The following is a 17,431-nucleotide window of genomic DNA, read 5'->3' as shown; positions in this document are numbered from 1 at the left end:
TGGCACTCTCGTTTCAATAGCACTTGTCGCTATCGGAAAGAGCCCATGCCCACACTTCGCGTCTACTTGCCCGCCGCCATTTTGAGCTGCCTGTTGCCACTGGCTGCACAGGCTGCCAGCCCACCGGCACCAGGGAGTACTTTCAAGGACTGCAAAGACTGCCCGGAAATGGTCGTGCTGCCAGCCGGCAGCTTCACCATGGGCACTCCGGAAGGCGAGGTCGGCCGGGAGCCGGACGAAGGCCCACTGCACACGGTAACCTTCGCCAGGCCCTTGGCCATGGGCAGGTTCCAGATTCTGGCCAGCGAGTGGGAAACCTATGTGCGCCAGTCCGGCAACCGCACTCCCGATGGTGACGCCAACGACGGCTCCGATTGCAAGGCCGGCAAGCCCGGCTACCCACAAAGCGCACGGCAACCTGCAGTGTGCATGGGCTGGGATGACGTGCAGCAGTATGTTGCCTGGCTGTCGAAAAAGACCGGCAAGCACTACCGCCTGCAATCGGAAGCAGAGCGCGAGTACGGCGCCCGCGCCGGCAGTACCGGCCCGTTCCCGTTTCCCTTCGACGCCGAAGGCCAGTACAGCATTGCCAAGCACGCCAACACCTACGGCCCGGCCGATGGCTTCACCTACACCTCGCCCGCCGGCAGTTTCCCGGCCAATGCCTTCGGCCTGTACGACATGCACGGCAACGTCTGGGAATGGACCCAGGACTGCTTCAACGACAGCTACAACGGCGCGCCCGCCGACGGCAGCGCATGGATGACCGGTGACTGCGAAGTCCACCAGATTCGCGGCAACGACTGGAGCAGTGCTCCAGTGTTCTCACGCTCCGGCAACCGCAACCACACCATCCCCAACGACCGCCAGAACTGGCTGGGCTTCCGGGTCGTCCGGGAGCTGTAACCCCTCCAGGTCGTCGACGTACAGGCGGCGACCTTCCCTCCCCCCAGTTCATCGATCGCCCGCCGCTAAATTCGGGCCCTTTCCCTTCGTTCCATAAAGGTTCGCCCCCCACGGGCCACTGCAAAACCCCCGACGCCGAGGAATGTTTCACATGACTGCCAAACCCCGCAGCGCCATCCGCGAAGTGCTCAGCCTGCTCAGGCCCTACTGGGTCACACTGAGCATCTCCATTGCCCTGGGCATCCTGGGTGGCTTGTGCGTTACCGCGCTGTTGGCCACGATCAATACCACCTTGCATACCGAAGGCGGGTTGAATTCCAGCATGGTCCTGGCCTTCGCCGGTTTCTGCGTACTGGGTCTGGTCAGCTCGATCATCTCCGACATTGGCACCAACTACGTTGGCCAACACGTGATCGCCCGGCTGCGCAAAGACCTGGGGGCCAAAGTCTTGTGCGCCCCGGTCGAGCAGATCGAGCGTTACCGTGCACATCGGCTGATCCCGGTACTGACCCACGACGTCAATACCATCAGCGACTTTGCCTTCGACTTCGCCCCGCTGGCGATTTCGTTCACGGTGACCCTCGGCTGCCTGGGCTACCTGGCCATGCTGTCCTGGGAGATGTTCCTGCTGACCACTGTGGCAATTATCCTCGGCAGCGCCGTGCAGTACCTCGCCCGGCAACTCGGTATCAAGGGCTTTTTTGCCGCCCGGGAATCTGAAGACGAACTGCAAAAGCATTACAACGCCCTGAGTGCAGGCGCCAAGGAACTGCGCATCCATCGCCCCCGTCGCTCGCGCATGTTCAGCCACCGCATCGAAGGCACCGCCAACAAAATCCGTGACACGCACATCCGCTCGATCAATATCTTCGTGATCGCCAAGACCCTTGGCTCGATGCTGTTTTTTGTGGTCATCGGCCTGGCACTGGCCCTGCAATCCTTCTGGCCCAGCGTCGACCAGAAGGTCATGAGCGGCTTTGTGCTGGTGCTGCTCTACATGAAGGGGCCGCTGGAACACCTGATCGGCACACTGCCCATCATCAGTCGCGCGCAGATCGCGTTCCGGCGGATTGCCGAGCTCTCGGAACAGTTTTCATCGCCGGAACCACACCTGCTGATCAATGACCAGCCGCAGGCCAGGCAGAGCGTCCAGAGCCTGGAACTGCGCAACGTCAGTTACGCGTTCCCGGCGGTGGAAGGCTTCGAACCGTTCAAGCTGGGCCCGCTGAACCTGAGCATCGAGCAAGGGGAAATCCTGTTCATCGTCGGCGAGAACGGATGCGGCAAGACCACCATGATCAAGTTGCTGCTGGGCCTGTACACCCCGCAGGAAGGTCAGATCGTGCTCAACGGCAAGGCCGTGGATGCACACAGCCGCGACGACTATCGCCAACTGTTCACGACGATCTTCTCCGACTACTACCTGTTTGACGAACTGGTTCAGGGCCAGCACGGGCAACAACTGCCCGCCGATATCGATCAGTACCTGGAGCGCCTGGAAATCGCTCATAAGGTCAGCGTCCGCGACGGCGCGTTCACCACCACAGACCTGTCCACTGGCCAGCGCAAGCGTCTGGCCTTGCTCAACGCCTGGCTCGAAGAGCGCCCGGTGCTGGTGTTCGATGAATGGGCTGCAGACCAGGATCCGACCTTCCGACGGATTTTCTATACCGAGCTTTTGCCGGACCTCAAGCGCCTGGGCAAAACCATCATCGTCATCAGCCATGACGACCGTTACTTCGATGTCGCCGACCAACTGGTGCGCCTGGAACTGGGCAAGGTGATTCAGGCCAGCAGCCTGGCCTGACCCAAACGCCAACACTCGACCCTGACTCAACGCCCGAGACACGCAATGACTGCCATTCATGATATTCAAGACGACGAACTGCTGGCCCTGCTGCTGGGCGATGAGTCCACCGACACCGCACGCATCCGCCCTCGCAATACAACAGAGCCGGCGCCACTGTCCTACGCGCAACAACGTTTGTGGATCGAACAGCAATACGATCCCCAGAGTAGCGCCTATAACCTGCCACGGGCATTCCTGCTCAAGGGCCAACTGCATGTCCAGGCCCTGGAAAGCGCCCTGTCGCAAGTGATGGAGCGCCACGCGGTGTTGCGTAGTCGTTTCATCGAAATCAATGGCCAAGCGTTCCAGCAAGTGGATCCCGAGGCACAGCTATGCCTCGACTATCAGGACCTGCGAGCCTGCTCGGCGGCCGAACGCCAGGCCTTGCTGGAGCAGCAGATTCAGGCCGAGACCACTCTGCCCTTCGATCTCAGCCAGGCACCCTTGCTCCGGGCGCGCCTGCTGCAACTGGGGGATCAGGAACATGCGCTGCTGATTACCCTGCACCATATCGTTTCCGATGCGTGGTCCAACGCGATCCTGGTGCAGGACCTGAGCGAGGCTTACCGTATCGGCACCGGCACCAGCGATCTGACAGCCTTACCCCCACTGGCGGTGCAATACGCTGATTACGCCCAATGGCAGCGCGACGGCCAAACCGGCGGGCTGGACCTGGAAAGCGGCATCGCCTACTGGAAAACCTACCTGGGGGATGACTTCCCCGTCCTGGAATTACCCACCGACCAACCCCGCCTGAAGACCACGGGGCAACCTGCTGCCTACGCCCATATCGACCTGCCCCAAACGCTTAAACAAGGGATCGACGCACTGTGCTCCCGGGAAGGCATTACGCCGTTCGTACTATTATTGGCCGCCTGGCAGATCTTGCTCAGCCGTTACAGTGGCCAGACAGATTTCTGTGTCGGTGTACCCAACGCCACCCGCCATCTGGAAGAAACCCAGGGGCTTGTTGGCTGTTTCGTCAGCACCCAGGTTTACCGGGTGCGCCTGGAGTCGCGCATGAGCGCACAGGAGTTGCTACGCCGCTTGCGCAAGGAATCCCAGGCGGCCTTGCAGCATGCCGATATTCCGTTTGAAGTGCTGCTGGACCATCTGTCCTTCGAACGCAGCGCCGAGCATGCGCCGATTTTCCAGACACTGTTCAACTGGCGGGTCGAGGACTACACCGCCGAGGCGTTACAACTGGGTGACCTGGCGTTGGAGTTTATCGACAGTGACCTGCCACTGGCCAAGTTTGACTTGTCGATCGACGCCGGCAGCCGCCGCGACGGTTATTACGCCAGCCTCGAGTACAACGCCGAGCTATTCGACGCAGCCACTATCGAGCGCATGGCGCTGCATTGGCAAAACCTGATCCTGGCCATCTGTCAGCAGCCAGAACAGGCCATTGGCGATCTCGCCCTGCTGGATAGCGCTCAGCGCAAGCAGATGCTGGTGGACTGGAACCCGCCCCACCTGACTCTCGACGCTCCCTCTGTGCAGGTGCGCATAGAAGCGCAAGCCGCCCTGGCACCGGATGCCGTGGCATTGCTGCTCGGTAGCAAGCGCCTGAGCTTTGCCCAACTGAACCAACAGGCCAATCGCCTGGCCCATCGGTTGATCGCCGAAGGCGTGGGCCCGGACGTGCGAGTCGGCGTGGCCTTCGAGCGCTCGATGGAAATGGTCATTGGCCTGCTGGGGATTCTCAAGGCGGGCGGTGCCTATGTCCCCCTGGACCCGGAGTATCCTGCAGACCGACTGAGCTACATGATGCAGGACAGCGGTATCAGCCTGCTGTTGACCCAGCCGGCCCTGCACGAACGTTTGAGTATCCCGGCCCACATCAACGTGCTGGACCTAAGGCTGGATGACCCTGCCCTCGCCGCCTTCAGCAATGACAATCCACCCGCCCGCGTGGCACCGCTGAACCTGGCGTACGTCATCTATACATCGGGTTCCACCGGCCAGCCCAAGGGCGTGGACATCAGCCACGAGGCGCTTGCCGGCCACACGGACGTCGCCATCGGCTACTTCCAGTTGACCTCGCAAGACCGTGTGCTGCTTTTCTCATCGTTGAACTTCGACGGGTTCATTGAACAACTGTTTCCCGCGCTGTGTGTCGGTGCCGGGGTGATCATTCGCGGCAACGAGGTCTGGGACAGCGAAAGTTTCTACCGCGAAGTGATCGACAACGGCATGACTGTGGCCGATCTGAGTACAGCCTACTGGTTCCTGATCGCCCAGGAATTTGCCCGCAAGGGCCCCCGTGACTATGGGCGCCTGCGCCAGGTCAGCGCCACCGGCGAGGCCATGCCCCCAGAAGGCGTGAAACTGTGGGCCCAGGCCGGGCTGCAGCAGGTGCGCCTGCTCAACACCTACGGGCCGACCGAAACCACCGTCACCGCAAGCTTCCTGGAATGTGCCGAGTACGTCGCAGGGACGCGGGCGTTGCCGGCGCTGATGCCTATTGGCAAACCGCTGGGCGGGCGCTGCATGTACGTGCTGGACGGCAATCTTGAGCCCGTGCCGGCCGGAGTCGTCGGTGAGTTGTACATCGGTGGTCCGTTGCTGGCTCGTGCCTACCACGATCGCCCGGCACTGACCGCCGAACGGTTTGTGGTGGATGCCTTGGGCGATCAACCGGGGGCTCGCCTGTATCGCACCGGGGACCTGGTGCACTACCGTGCAGACGGCGTTATCGAGTACATCGGCCGCGCCGACCATCAGGTCAAGATTCGCGGTTTCCGTATCGAACTGGGTGAGATCGAAGCGCGTTTGCTGCAGTGCGCCGAGGTGCGCGAAGTGCTGGTGGTGACACTCAACGGTGCCCATGGCAAGCAGTTGGCGGCGTACCTGGTACCCACCGATCCAACGCTCGCCGGCGCCGACCTCGACACCCAGAAAGCGCGCCTGGGCGAGGTTCGCGCCCAACTCAAGGCCAGCCTGCCGGACTATATGCAACCGACCTTCTGGGTACTACTACCCCGGTTGCCCCTGACCCCCAACGGCAAACTCGACCGCAAGGCCCTGCCTGCGCCAGACCCCGCCCAGGCACACAGCGACTACGTGACCCCGGCGACGCCACTGCAAAGCCAACTTGCCGGCATCTGGCAGGAAGTGCTGAAAGTCGAGCGCGTCGGCCTGCATGACAACTTCTTCGAGCTGGGCGGTCACTCGCTGCTGGCTACTCAGGTGGTGGTGCGGGTGCGCGAGCAGTTGGGGGTCGAGTTACCCGTTCGCGAGCTGTTCAGCGCGGACCACTTGCTGGACCTCGCCGAAAAGGTACTGGCCCTGAAGTCGGCCGCCAACCCACTGCAGGACGAACTCGCCCGAACCCTGGCGCTGCTCAAGAGCCTGTCCAGCGACGATATTGAAGACCTGATTGCTCAATAAGGAATTTTCGCGTGCAAGAGTTACTAGCGTCCGTCGGTTCGCTTTCGTCCAAAGAACGCAAAGCGCTGGCGACATTGCTCAAGCGCCAGGGCATCAACCTGTACAACGTCGCGCCGATCTTCAAGCGCAATGGCGAAGAACCAGCGGTGTTGTCCTATGCGCAACAGCGCCTGTGGTTTTTCTGGCAACTGGATCCTCACAACACCGCCTTCAATATTCCGGCGGCCTTGCAACTGGAGGGCGTGCTGGACGTTGAGGCACTGCGATGCAGTTTCGAGGCATTGATTGCCCGTCACGAAAGCCTGCGTACCACCTTCCGACAGGATCAGGCCCAAGCCGTGCAAGTGATCCATCCTGCCGCAAGGTTCACCTTGAGCGTGGAAAACGCCACCGCGTTACCCGCTGCCGGGCACGCGGAGCATATCCAGGCTTTTGTCGAGCGCCTGGCGAGCCAACCCTTCGACCTGGAACAAGGGCCCCTGTTGCGGGTCAGCCTGCTGAAGCTTGCCGACGACGACCACGTGCTGGTGGTCGCCATGCACCACATCGTCTCGGACGGTTGGTCGGTGCCAATCATGATCGAAGAACTGATCGCCCTCTATCAGGCCCATGTGAATGGAACCGAGGCCAACCTGCCGGCTCTCTCCGTTCAATACGCCGATTACGCCGCGTGGCAGCGCCAATGGATGGAGGCCGGCGAACAAGAACGTCAACTCGACTACTGGAAAGACCAACTGGGCACCGAGCAACCGGTACTGCAATTACCCGCAGACCGCCCGCGCTCGGCGGTGCAAAGCCAGGCAGGTGCCGACTGCGAAATCCTCGTCGAACCAGCACTGGCCAGGCAGCTCAAACAACTGGCAGCGCAGCACAATTGCACGCTGTTCATGGTGCTGCTCGCCTCGTTTCAAGCGCTGCTGCACCGCTACAGTGGCCAGGCGCAGATTCGCGTCGGGGTACCGGTGGCCAACCGTACCCGCGCTGAAGCAGAACGCCTGATCGGCTTCTTCGTCAACACCCAAGTGCTTCAGGCAGAGATGAACAGCCAGACGCGCTTCAGTGATTTACTGGCGCACGTCAAGGACGCGGCCCTTGGCGCCCAGGCTCATCAGGACCTGCCATTCGAGCAACTGGTGGAAGCCCTGCAACCGGAACGCAGCCTGAGCCACAGCCCGCTGTTCCAGGTCATGCTCAACCACCAATATGAAGACGCCGGCGTTGCTCCGGCGATTGCGGGCCTGAAGGTCAAGAACCTGAGCTGGGAACGCCGCACTGCCCAATATGAATTGACCCTCAACACCATCGAAAACGAGCAGGGCCTGAGCGCCACCCTGAGTTACGCCACCGACCTGTTCGATCGGACAACCGTCGAACGGATCACCGGCCACTGGCTGAACGTGCTGCAGGCTGTGTGCCGTGACCCCGCCCGCCCCATCGGTGAATTGCCGTTGCTCAGCGCCGCAGAGAAGCAGGTGCTGCTGCAGGACTTCAACCGCAGCCACTACCACGGCGGCCACCTTGAATGCGTTCATCAAACCTTCGAAGCCCAGGCCGCCCGTACCCCGGACGCCGTGGCACTGCTGTTTGGCGAGCACACCCTGAGTTTTGGCGAACTCAATCGCCGGGCCAATCGCCTGGCGCACAAACTGGTGGAGCTGGGGGTCAAGCCCGAGGTATTGGTGGGCATTGCCCTTGAGCGTTCGCTGGATATGGTCATCGGCTTGCTGGCGATTCTCAAGGCCGGTGGCGCCTACGTGCCGATGGATCCGGAATACCCTCGCGAACGCCTGGCCTTCATGATCGAAGACAGCGCGATCACCCTGCTGCTTACCCAAAGCCGGCTGCTTGAGGTGCTGCCGATTCCGCCAGGCGTCAACTGTGTGCTGCTCGACCAGGACAGCGGCTGGCTACAAGCCTTGAGTGACCGCAACCTGCCATGCCGGGTCCGACCCGAGAACCTGGCGTACATGATCTACACCTCCGGTTCAACCGGGCGTCCCAAAGCAGTGTGTGTCGCCCACGGCCCGCTGACCATGCACTGCCAGGCGATTGGTCAGTTGTATGAGATGACGGCCGAAGACTGCGAGCTGCACTTCATGTCGTTCGCCTTCGACGGTGCCCACGAGCGCTGGTTGACCACCCTGACCCACGGCGGCCGCCTGCTGATCCGCGACAACAGCCTGTGGTCGGTGGAGCAGACCTATGCCGCCCTGCACCAGCACCACGTCAGCGTCGTCGCGTTCCCGCCGGTTTACCTGCAACAGCTGGCGGAGTACGCCGAACAGTTCCCGGTACCGCCTCCGGTGCGCATCTATTGTTTTGGTGGCGACGCAGTGCCCAACGCCAGTTTCGAACTGGTCAAGCGCGTGTTGCAACCGCAGTTCATCATCAACGGCTATGGACCTACCGAAACCGTAGTCACGCCGTTGATCTGGAAGGCCAGCCGCGATGAAAGCTGCCAGGCCGCCTACGCGCCCATCGGCAAGATCGTCGGCGCACGCACAGCCTACGTGCTGGATGCCGATCTGAACCCGGTGCCCCTGGGCAGTGCCGGCGAGCTTTACCTGGGGGGCGAAGGCCTGGCCCGGGGTTACTACCAGCGCCCGGACACCACCGCCGAGCGTTTCGTCGCCGACCCGTTCAGCCGCGGCGGCCGCCTGTACCGCTCCGGCGACCTGGTACGCCTGCGTCCGGACGGTGTCACCGAGTACTTGGGCCGGGTTGACCACCAGGTGAAGATCCGCGGCTACCGTATCGAGCTCGGTGAGATCGAAGCACGCCTGCAAGACCACCCCGCCGTCGGCGAAGCCGTGGTAGTGGCAATGGACGGGCCCACCGGCAAGCAACTGGTAGGCTATATCCTGCCACTGGATGTGAAACTCAGCGTGGCGCCCACCAAGGATCAGGAGTTGCTGCGGGCCGATATCAAGGACCGTCTCAAGACCAGCTTGCCGGACTATATGCTGCCCAAGCACTTGGTGCTGCTGTCACGATTGCCGCTGACGCCCAACGGAAAGCTCGATCGCAAAGCCCTGCCTGCTCCAGACTTCAGTGTGACGCAACACGCCTATGTGGCACCGCAGACAGACACCCAGCAGCGCCTGGCGCAAATCTGGGAAGAGGTGCTCAAGGTCAAGCAAGTGGGTCTCACCGACAACTTCTTCGAGCTGGGCGGTGACTCGATCATCTCCATCCAGGTGGTCAGCCGTGCCCGCCAGGCCGGGATCCGCCTGACACCCAAGGACGTATTCCAACACCAGACCATTCACGGCCTGTCCAGCGTCGCACAGGCCGTTGATACCCGGACTCTGGAGCAAGGCCCAGTCACCGGGGCTTCGCCCCTGACTCCGATCCAACAGGTTTTCTTTGCCGAACCGGTGCCCGAGCGCCAGCACTGGAACCAGTCGATCCTGCTCAAGCCTGCATTGCCGGTGGACGTGACCGCATTGACCACGGCCCTGGCCCATCTGGTGGACCATCACGATGCGCTGCGCCTGGGTTTCGAATGCAACGACGGCACATGGCAGGCCACTCACCGCCCCCACCGCGAAACACCCCTGCTCTGGCAGCGCGAAGCTGAGAATGCCGAAGCCCTGCTCGCGCAATGCGATGAAGCCCAACGCAGCCTGGACCTGCAGCACGGTCCGCTGCTGCGGGCGCTTCTGGTGAACCTCGCTGACGGCAGCCAGCGCTTGTTATTGGTGGTCCATCACCTGGTGGTCGATGGCGTGTCCTGGCGGATCCTGCTGGAAGATCTGCAAACCCTTTACGCCGCCCTGCAGCAAGGCCAGGCTCCGAACATGCCGGGCAAGACCAGCGCCTTCAAGGCCTGGGCAGAACACTTGCAAGGTTATGCCCGTGGCACCGCCCTGCATCAGCAGATGCAGTACTGGCAAACGTTGCTGCAGGACGCCTCGGACGAGTTGCCAGGCGCCCGGCGTGATGCCGATATGGCCGGCAGCAACGGGCATTTTGTCAGCACACGACTCGACCCGCAGCTGACCCGTCAATTGCTGCAAGAAGCGCCGGCCGCCTATCGAACCCAGGTCAACGACTTGCTGCTGACTGCACTTGCGCGAGTGATCTGTCACTGGACCGGACATCCTTCGGCGCTGATCCAGCTCGAAGGCCACGGCCGCGAGGACCTGTTCGAAGGCCTTGACCTGACCCGCACCGTCGGCTGGTTTACCAGCGTTTTCCCGGTCAAGCTCACGCCGGCTCAGCGTTTGTCCGACTCCATCAAAACCATCAAGGAACAACTGCGCCACCTGCCCGACAAAGGCCTGGGCTATGGCGCACTGCGTTACCTTGGCGACGACAGCACTCAGCAGAAGCTGCGTGCCCTGGCCAGCCCGCGAATCACCTTCAACTACCTCGGGCAGTTTGACCAGAGCTTTGACGAACACGCCCTGTTCAGCCCGGCTGCCGAAGACAGCGGCGACAACCAGGACCCCAGCGCCCCTCTGGATAACTGGTTGAGCATCAACGGGCAGGTGTACGGCGGTGAATTGCAACTGAACTGGACGTTCAGCCGGGAGATGTTCGAGGAAGCCCAGATCCAGCAACTGGCGGACCACTATCGTGAGGAATTGCACAGCCTGGTTCGCCATTGCCTGGAGCCGCAGAACGGCGCCGTCACACCTTCAGACTTCCCGTTGGCGTCCTTGTCCCAGGTCCAACTGGACGCCTTGGCCCTGGACGCCCGACAGCTCGACGACGTCTACCCTCTGTCCCCGATGCAGCAGGGCATGCTGTTCCATTCGGTGTACGAGGGCCAGGACGACACTTATGTCAATCAGTTGGCCGTGGACATCCAAGGATTGGACGCTGAAAGGTTCATTCACGCCTGGCAAACAGTGGTCGAGCGCCACGATATCCTGCGTAGCGGGTTTCTCTGGAAAGATGGCTTGGCGCAACCGTTGCAGGTGGTTCACAAACACGTGAGTCTGCCGGTGAGCCAACTGGACTGGCGTAACCGCGCTATATCCCAGAGCGCATTGCAAGCCCTGGCCCGTGTTGATCGCGAACAAGGCTTCGACCTGCAGCAGGCGCCGCTGCTGCGCCTGACCCTGGTGCACCTGGAGGGCAACACCTGCCACCTGATCTACACCAGTCACCACATCCTGATGGATGGCTGGAGCAACTCGCAATTGATCGGCGAGGTTCTGCAAAGCTATGCCCGGCAACCGCTGGAGCCGCTGAACGGACGCTTCAAGGATTATATCGGCTGGCTGCAACGTCAGGATCACGCTGCCAGCCAGGCTTTCTGGACGCACCAGTTGCGTGACCTGAACGAACCGACCCGAGTGGCCGCTGCCTTTGGCCGCAAGCACCAGGATGTGACCCGGTCGCGGACTCACGCCGCGCACCTGCACCGCCTCGATGCCACCAGGACGCAGGCCCTGGAGCTGTTCGCCCGGGAACAGAAGGTGACACTCAACAGCATCATTCAAGCGGCATGGCTGGTTCTGCTGGCCCGCTACAGCGGCCAGGACACAGTAGCGTTTGGCGCAACGGTAGCGGGTCGCCCAACAGACCTGCCCGGTGTGGAAAACCTGCTGGGGCTTTTCATCAATACCTTGCCGATCGTCGCCAGCCCGCAACCGAACCAGAGCGTGGCTGCATGGCTGGCCGAGGTCCAGGCACACAACCTGAACCTGCGCGAGCACGAACATACGCCGCTGCACGAAATCCAGCGCTGGTCGCCGCTCGGCGCACAGGCCTTGTTCGACACTCTCCTGGTATTCGAAAACTTCCCCGTGGCCGAAGCCTTGCAGCAAGCCGCGCCAGAGGCGCTGGTGTTTGGCGAGGTCAGGGACTTCGAACAGACCAGTTATCCGTTGACCCTTGCAGTCTCCCTGGGTGAGCGGCTGTCGCTGAGTTTCGAATACAGCTGCGCCGATTTCGATCCGCAGACCATCACCCACATTGCCGAGCATCTGGACACGCTGTTACTGCGCATGCTCGCCGACCCGAACCAACCACTGGGGCAACTGCACGCCCTGCCCCATGAGCAGCATCAGACTCTGATCAGCCAGGCCCAGGGTGGCACCGTCGATTATTCGATGACGACCTGCGCCCATCAATTGATTGAAGCCCAGGCCGAGAAAACTCCCGGGGCGATAGCCATCGTCCTTGACGACCAGCACCTCACCTACGGCGCCCTCAACGCTCGCGCCAACCAGCTTGCCGGCAAACTGCGTGCACTGGGGGCCGGCCCCGACCGGCTGGTGGGCCTCGCGGTTGAGCGATCGCTGGACATGGCCGTGGGCTTGCTGGCGATTCTCAAGTCCGGGGCCGGTTACGTACCGCTAGACCCGACTTACCCGCCAGACAGGCTGAGCTATATGCTCGCCGACAGCGGCCTGCAACTGCTGCTGATCGAAGACCCGTTGCTGCAACGCATGAGCATTCCGGCGACGGTGCGTACGTCAAACCTGACCGATGATCTGGACACCTACAGTGCCGAGAATCTGGTGCACAGCGTCGCGCCGCAGAACCTTGCCTACCTCATCTACACCTCTGGCTCCACCGGCCAGCCCAAAGGGGTCGCGATTAGCCACGGAGCACTGGCCGAATTCTGTGCCATTGCCGGCGACTACTCACAACTGAGCGCCGAGGACCGCGTGCTGCAGTTCGCGACCTTCAGTTTTGACGGGTTCATCGAGCAGTTTTATCCACCGCTGTGCCGAGGCGCCCGCGTTGTCCTGCGAGGCAACAGCGTATGGGACACAGCCACCTTCTACGAACAGATCCTGCGGCATGGCATCAGCGTCGCCGACCTGCCTTCAGCCTACTGGCACCTGTTCGCGCTGGACTGTGCGGCAGCCGGACCACGCAACTATGGCCAACTGCGACAAATTCACGTCGGTGGCGAAGCCATGTCGGTGGAAGGTTTACGACACTGGCAAGCTGCCGGCCTTGGCGCTGTACGGCTGCTCAACACCTATGGCCCCACCGAAGCAACGGTGGTGTCGAGCACGCTGGAGTGTTCCAACCTGGACCTGGACAGCCTGTCCGAGCATGGCATTCCCATCGGTCGCGCCTTACCCGGCCGCAGGATGTACGGGATGGACAAAGACTTATGCGCCGCCGCCATCGGCACGGTCGGCGAACTGTACATTGGCGGCGCCACCGGGCAGGCGCGAGCCTACCATCAGCGTGCGGCCCTGACCGCCGAGCGCTTCGTGCCTGACCCGTTCAGCAGTGCGGGCGAACGCCTCTACCGTACCGGCGACCTGGTGCGCCATCGCGCCGACGGTAACATCGAGTATGTGGGACGCAGTGATCATCAGGTCAAGATTCGAGGATTCCGTGTCGAACCGGGCGAAATCGAGACGTGCCTGCAACGCTGCGAGGGGGTTCGCGAAGCGGTGGTCATCGCCGTCGATGCTGCGACCGGTAAACAACTGGTGGGCTACGTGGTGCCAACCGAGTCCGCAAGCGCTGCCGGCGATGGCGCCTTGCACGAGGTCCTGCGTGCGCACCTCAAGGCACACTTGCCGGCGTACATGACGCCGGGCCAGTTGGTGATCCTCGCCAGGCTGCCCCTGACCCCCAACGGAAAACTTGATCGCAAAGCCTTGCCGCCCGCACAAACCGCTGTCTCGTCTGCGCCACTGGCAACCCCACAGACCGCCTTGCAACAGCAAATGGCGTTGATCTGGCAGACCGTGCTCAAGATCGACCAGGTTGGCTTGCACGACAACTTCTTCGAACTGGGCGGCCACTCGCTGCTGGTACTGCAAGCGGTAAGCCTGATCAACCAGACCTGCGGCAGCCGTCTGAGCCTGCACGATTTCATGAGCCACCCTACCCTTGACGCGCTGTGCCAGAACCTGCAAAAACCGTCCAGGCAACTGGCGGTGCGCCTCAATCAGCATCAGGGCCCACAGCCACCGCTGTTCTGTTTCCATCCGATCTTCGGCATGGTTCATAGCTACCAGCCACTGGCGGCGGCACTGGGTGAACAGACGGCGGTATACGGCATTCTCTGCGAGGCCTTTGTCGATGGCGCCTGGAGCAACACCACCTGGGCACACCTGATCGAGTTGTATGTGCGCAACGTTCGCGAAGTGCAACCCCATGGACCCTATGCCCTCGCCGGTTGGTCGCTGGGGGGCAATCTTGCCATGGAGGTCGCCCATCGCCTGGAAGCCGAAGGTGAGAAGGTCGACTTCCTGGGCTTGATTGATGCGCCACCGCCGGCGGCCGTGCGTCCGTTCTGGCAGGCGGTTGAAGCACTGGAAACACCGCCCCTGGAGCGCAACGCCCTGGAGCTGTTCAAACGTTTGTCGCCGCAGCACGCGGACTCGGCTGAGCGCTGGCATCAACAGTTGCCGGCCGGAGAACGTGAAGCGTTGTTCATGGAATGGGCCAAGCGGCAATTGAAGGACGATCCCGAACAGTTAGCGAGCCTGCTGTTGGGCGAGCGCGAACTGAGGCTGGGGGAGCACGTCAGCGTGAAACTGGGAGAACTCGCGCACGACTTCGAGTACCGCCCACTGAAGGCTGCACTGCATTGCTGGTGGGCTGGCCGGGATAAATCGCCACAGCTGGTCGGCCTCCTGGAGGCACAACTCAAGGAGGCCTTCGGCGAACAATGCCTGGCGCTGTCGATGACCCTGGACAGCGATCACGAAGGCATTGTCGGTGCACCGTCGCTGCTCCAGTCCCTGAGCCAGTCGCTGCTCGACACGCGTTGACCTACAGCACACGGGCGGCATTGATTAAGCTGCCGCCCGTGTGTTCCCCCACTCTGACAGAGACTTTCCAGCCCACAAAAAAAAAGCCCCCGCACGGGTCGGTGCGGGGGCTTTTTGGTGGGTGCTTAGAACTGGTACTTGAGACCCACCATCACATTGCGTGGATCACCGCTGAAGTAGCTGTTATAGAGGCCATAACCGCTGTAGTACTGGCGATCGAATACGTTGTTGAGGTTGACCGATGCGCTCAGGTGTTTATCGATATCGTAGCGTGCCAGCAGGCCCACCACGGCGTAGCTGCCTTCCTTGGCTTCGGCTGGCAAGTCTTCATTGACGAAGTACGTCCGGCCCTGCCATGTGACGTTACCGCCCACGGTCAGGTCCTTGAGCTGCCCCTTGAGCTTGTAGCTTGTGGCCAGTTTGAACTGACGTTCCGGGCGCTCGGGACTGATGCGCTTGTGCTGCTCATCACGAGGCTGAGCGTAGGTATAACCGGCGAGCACTTGCCAACCTGGCAACACTTCACCGGAAGCCTGCAGTTCAAAGCCCTTGGTGGTATTGGTCACGCCTTCGTAAGCGTCCCTGCCGTCTTCGGTGCTGCCGACGTATTGGGCGAAGTTGTCCTGCTTGGTCTTGAACACCGCGATACTGGTATTGAGCGCACCGCCGTAGAACTCGGATTTCAGACCCGCCTCGTAGTTCTTGCCCGCCATCGGTTCGAGGACTTTACCGCTCATGTCGATGTTGCTTTGCGGTTCAAAGATGTCTGTGTAGCTGACATAGACCGAGTGCTGTTCGGTCAGGTCGTAGACAACGCCGGCGTAGGGGATGACCTTGCCGGTTTTCTTCGCGTCGTCACGGTCCGGGTTATCCGGGCTGGAGTTGGAACCCAACTCGCCTTCGCGTTTGTAATTGACGACGCGGGTGCCGAGGATCACCGAGAGTTCATCGGTAGGCTTGAACCGGGCCGCAGCGAAACCACCCACCTCCTTGATGTGGTAATCCTGGGTGCTCCAGCTGGAGTAAGACGTCGGCCGCGCCGGGTTATTGCCCCAGGTGTCGAAGTCCACGTAGATCCGGTCGGCGTTTTCCGAAAAATACTCGGAACGACGGTTGCTGACGTTCAGCCCCAGCATGAGGTCGTGAGAACGTCCGAACAGAGAGAACGGCCCGGTGGCGTACGCGTCCACGGAGTCAGTATTGATGGTGTAGGTCTTGTGGCTGCGGAACACCTGAGCCTGTCGAGTCTGCTGGTCAGGAAACGGCCCCCAGCCCACAAGGTTGCCCTGCATCTGTTCGGTGTCACCCTTCCAGTGGCTGGCTTCAACCCGCAGCATCCAATCATTGTCGAAACGCTGCTCGACACCCCCAAAGTACTTGGTGCTCTCACTGTCACCGTACGCCCATTTGGCCGCCGGGTTCTTGGAACGGGAAAAATCGGTGCGGTTGCCATCGGAATAGAACAGCGGCAGTTGGCCAAAGCTCGACCCGTTGGAGTTGATCTTCTGATAGTCGATCCCGCCGTAGACCATGGTGTTGTCGTTGAGGTCGGCCTCGCCAATGGCGTAGAACACGTTTTTCTTCGACGAGTAATAGTCGATGAACGAATTGGCATCGTCGTAGGCAGCCACCACCCGGCCGCGCAAGGCACCGTTTTCCGACAGCGGGCCAGAAAGATCCATCTCGGTACGGTAGCGATCCCAGGTTCCACCGCTGCCGGAGACATATCCCTGGAAATCCTTGGTCGGACGTTTACGCACCAGGTTGACGACACCCGCCGGGCTGCCGACTCCACTCATCAGACCGGTCGCGCCGCGGACCACTTCCACGCGGTCATAGATGGCCATGTCGCGCACACCCAGGCCATTGGTGTTGGTGGTGAAGTCAGAGGTCGGAACGCCGTCGTACTGGAAGTTGTTCAGGCCAAAGCCACGGGAGTAGAAGTTGTAACGCTCGGTGTCATCATGCATGACCGCCACACCGGGGGTTTGCTGCAACACATCAGAAATAGTGCCCAGCCCCTGATCCGTCATTTGTTGACGGGTGATCACCGTGACCGACTGCGGCGTTTCACGTAACGTCAACGGCAATTTGGTCGCGGTGCTGGTAGCGCCGGTGGTATATGAGCCCGAGTTCTCGGTGGTTTCACTCATGGCCACAGCGCCGATTTTCGTTGCGCCCAGCTGCAACGCACCGGTCTCGCCCGCACCGCTGAGCAGCACGGTATTGTCTTCAATCGTGTAGGAAATCCCGGTGCCGCTGAGTAGCTTCTGCAATGCCGATGACACATCCAGATCGCCGTGCAGCGCCGTGGCACGTTTGCCCTGAACCAGATCAGGGGAGTAGAGAATCTGCCGACCTGATTGCTGCCCCAGCTCGCGCAAGGCGCCTTCAAGCGATTGCGCCGGAATGTTCAGCTCGGCGGCAGCCAGCGAACCGGACATGCCCAGGGACAGGCTCAGCACCGCGGCGGTGAAGGGTTGCGGACGCCCCTTTAATAAGTCCAAAGCCCGCTGCAGCGAGGTTTTGTTGTGTCGTTCAACAGACATCGATATGCCCTTTCAGAGTAGAGAACTCA

5 protein-coding genes are annotated in these 17,431 nt (G+C 61.5%); 4 read left to right on the top strand and 1 reads right to left on the bottom strand.

Annotated elements, in window-relative coordinates; all coding sequences use genetic code 11:
• Positions 1-45 precede the first annotated feature (45 nt).
• The 4 genes from pvdO to BLU46_RS26795 all read left to right on the top strand — a co-directional run bounded on the left by pvdO (position 46) and on the right by BLU46_RS26795 (position 14,853).
• Positions 46-906: a dihydropyoverdine dehydrogenase gene (pvdO, locus tag BLU46_RS26810; protein ID WP_093207880.1), complete on the top strand. Its 861-nt coding sequence runs from the start codon at positions 46-48 to the stop codon at positions 904-906.
• 151 nt (positions 907-1,057) lie between these two features.
• Positions 1,058-2,713: a cyclic peptide export ABC transporter gene (locus tag BLU46_RS26805; RefSeq protein WP_017476876.1), complete on the top strand. Its 1,656-nt coding sequence runs from the start codon at positions 1,058-1,060 to the stop codon at positions 2,711-2,713.
• A gap of 45 nt (positions 2,714-2,758) precedes the next feature.
• On the top strand, positions 2,759-6,148 hold the full coding sequence (locus BLU46_RS26800) for a non-ribosomal peptide synthetase (RefSeq protein ID WP_093207877.1): 3,390 nt from the start codon (positions 2,759-2,761) through the stop codon (positions 6,146-6,148).
• An 11-nt stretch (positions 6,149-6,159) separates the two neighbouring features.
• Positions 6,160-14,853, top strand: coding sequence for a non-ribosomal peptide synthetase (locus BLU46_RS26795; protein WP_093207874.1), 8,694 nt, complete (start codon positions 6,160-6,162; stop codon positions 14,851-14,853).
• Between the two features lie 125 nt (positions 14,854-14,978).
• Here BLU46_RS26795 and BLU46_RS26790 read toward each other — a convergent pair whose 3' ends face one another.
• Entirely contained in the window at positions 14,979-17,402 is a 2,424-nt protein-coding gene (locus BLU46_RS26790; protein ID WP_093207873.1) for a TonB-dependent siderophore receptor, read from the bottom strand.
• Positions 17,403-17,431 lie beyond the last annotated feature (29 nt).

It is taken from the genome of Pseudomonas yamanorum (assembly GCF_900105735.1).
Taxonomy (GTDB): Bacteria; Pseudomonadota; Gammaproteobacteria; order Pseudomonadales; family Pseudomonadaceae; genus Aquipseudomonas; species Aquipseudomonas yamanorum.
This window is presented reverse-complemented; position numbering and strand designations above follow the sequence as displayed.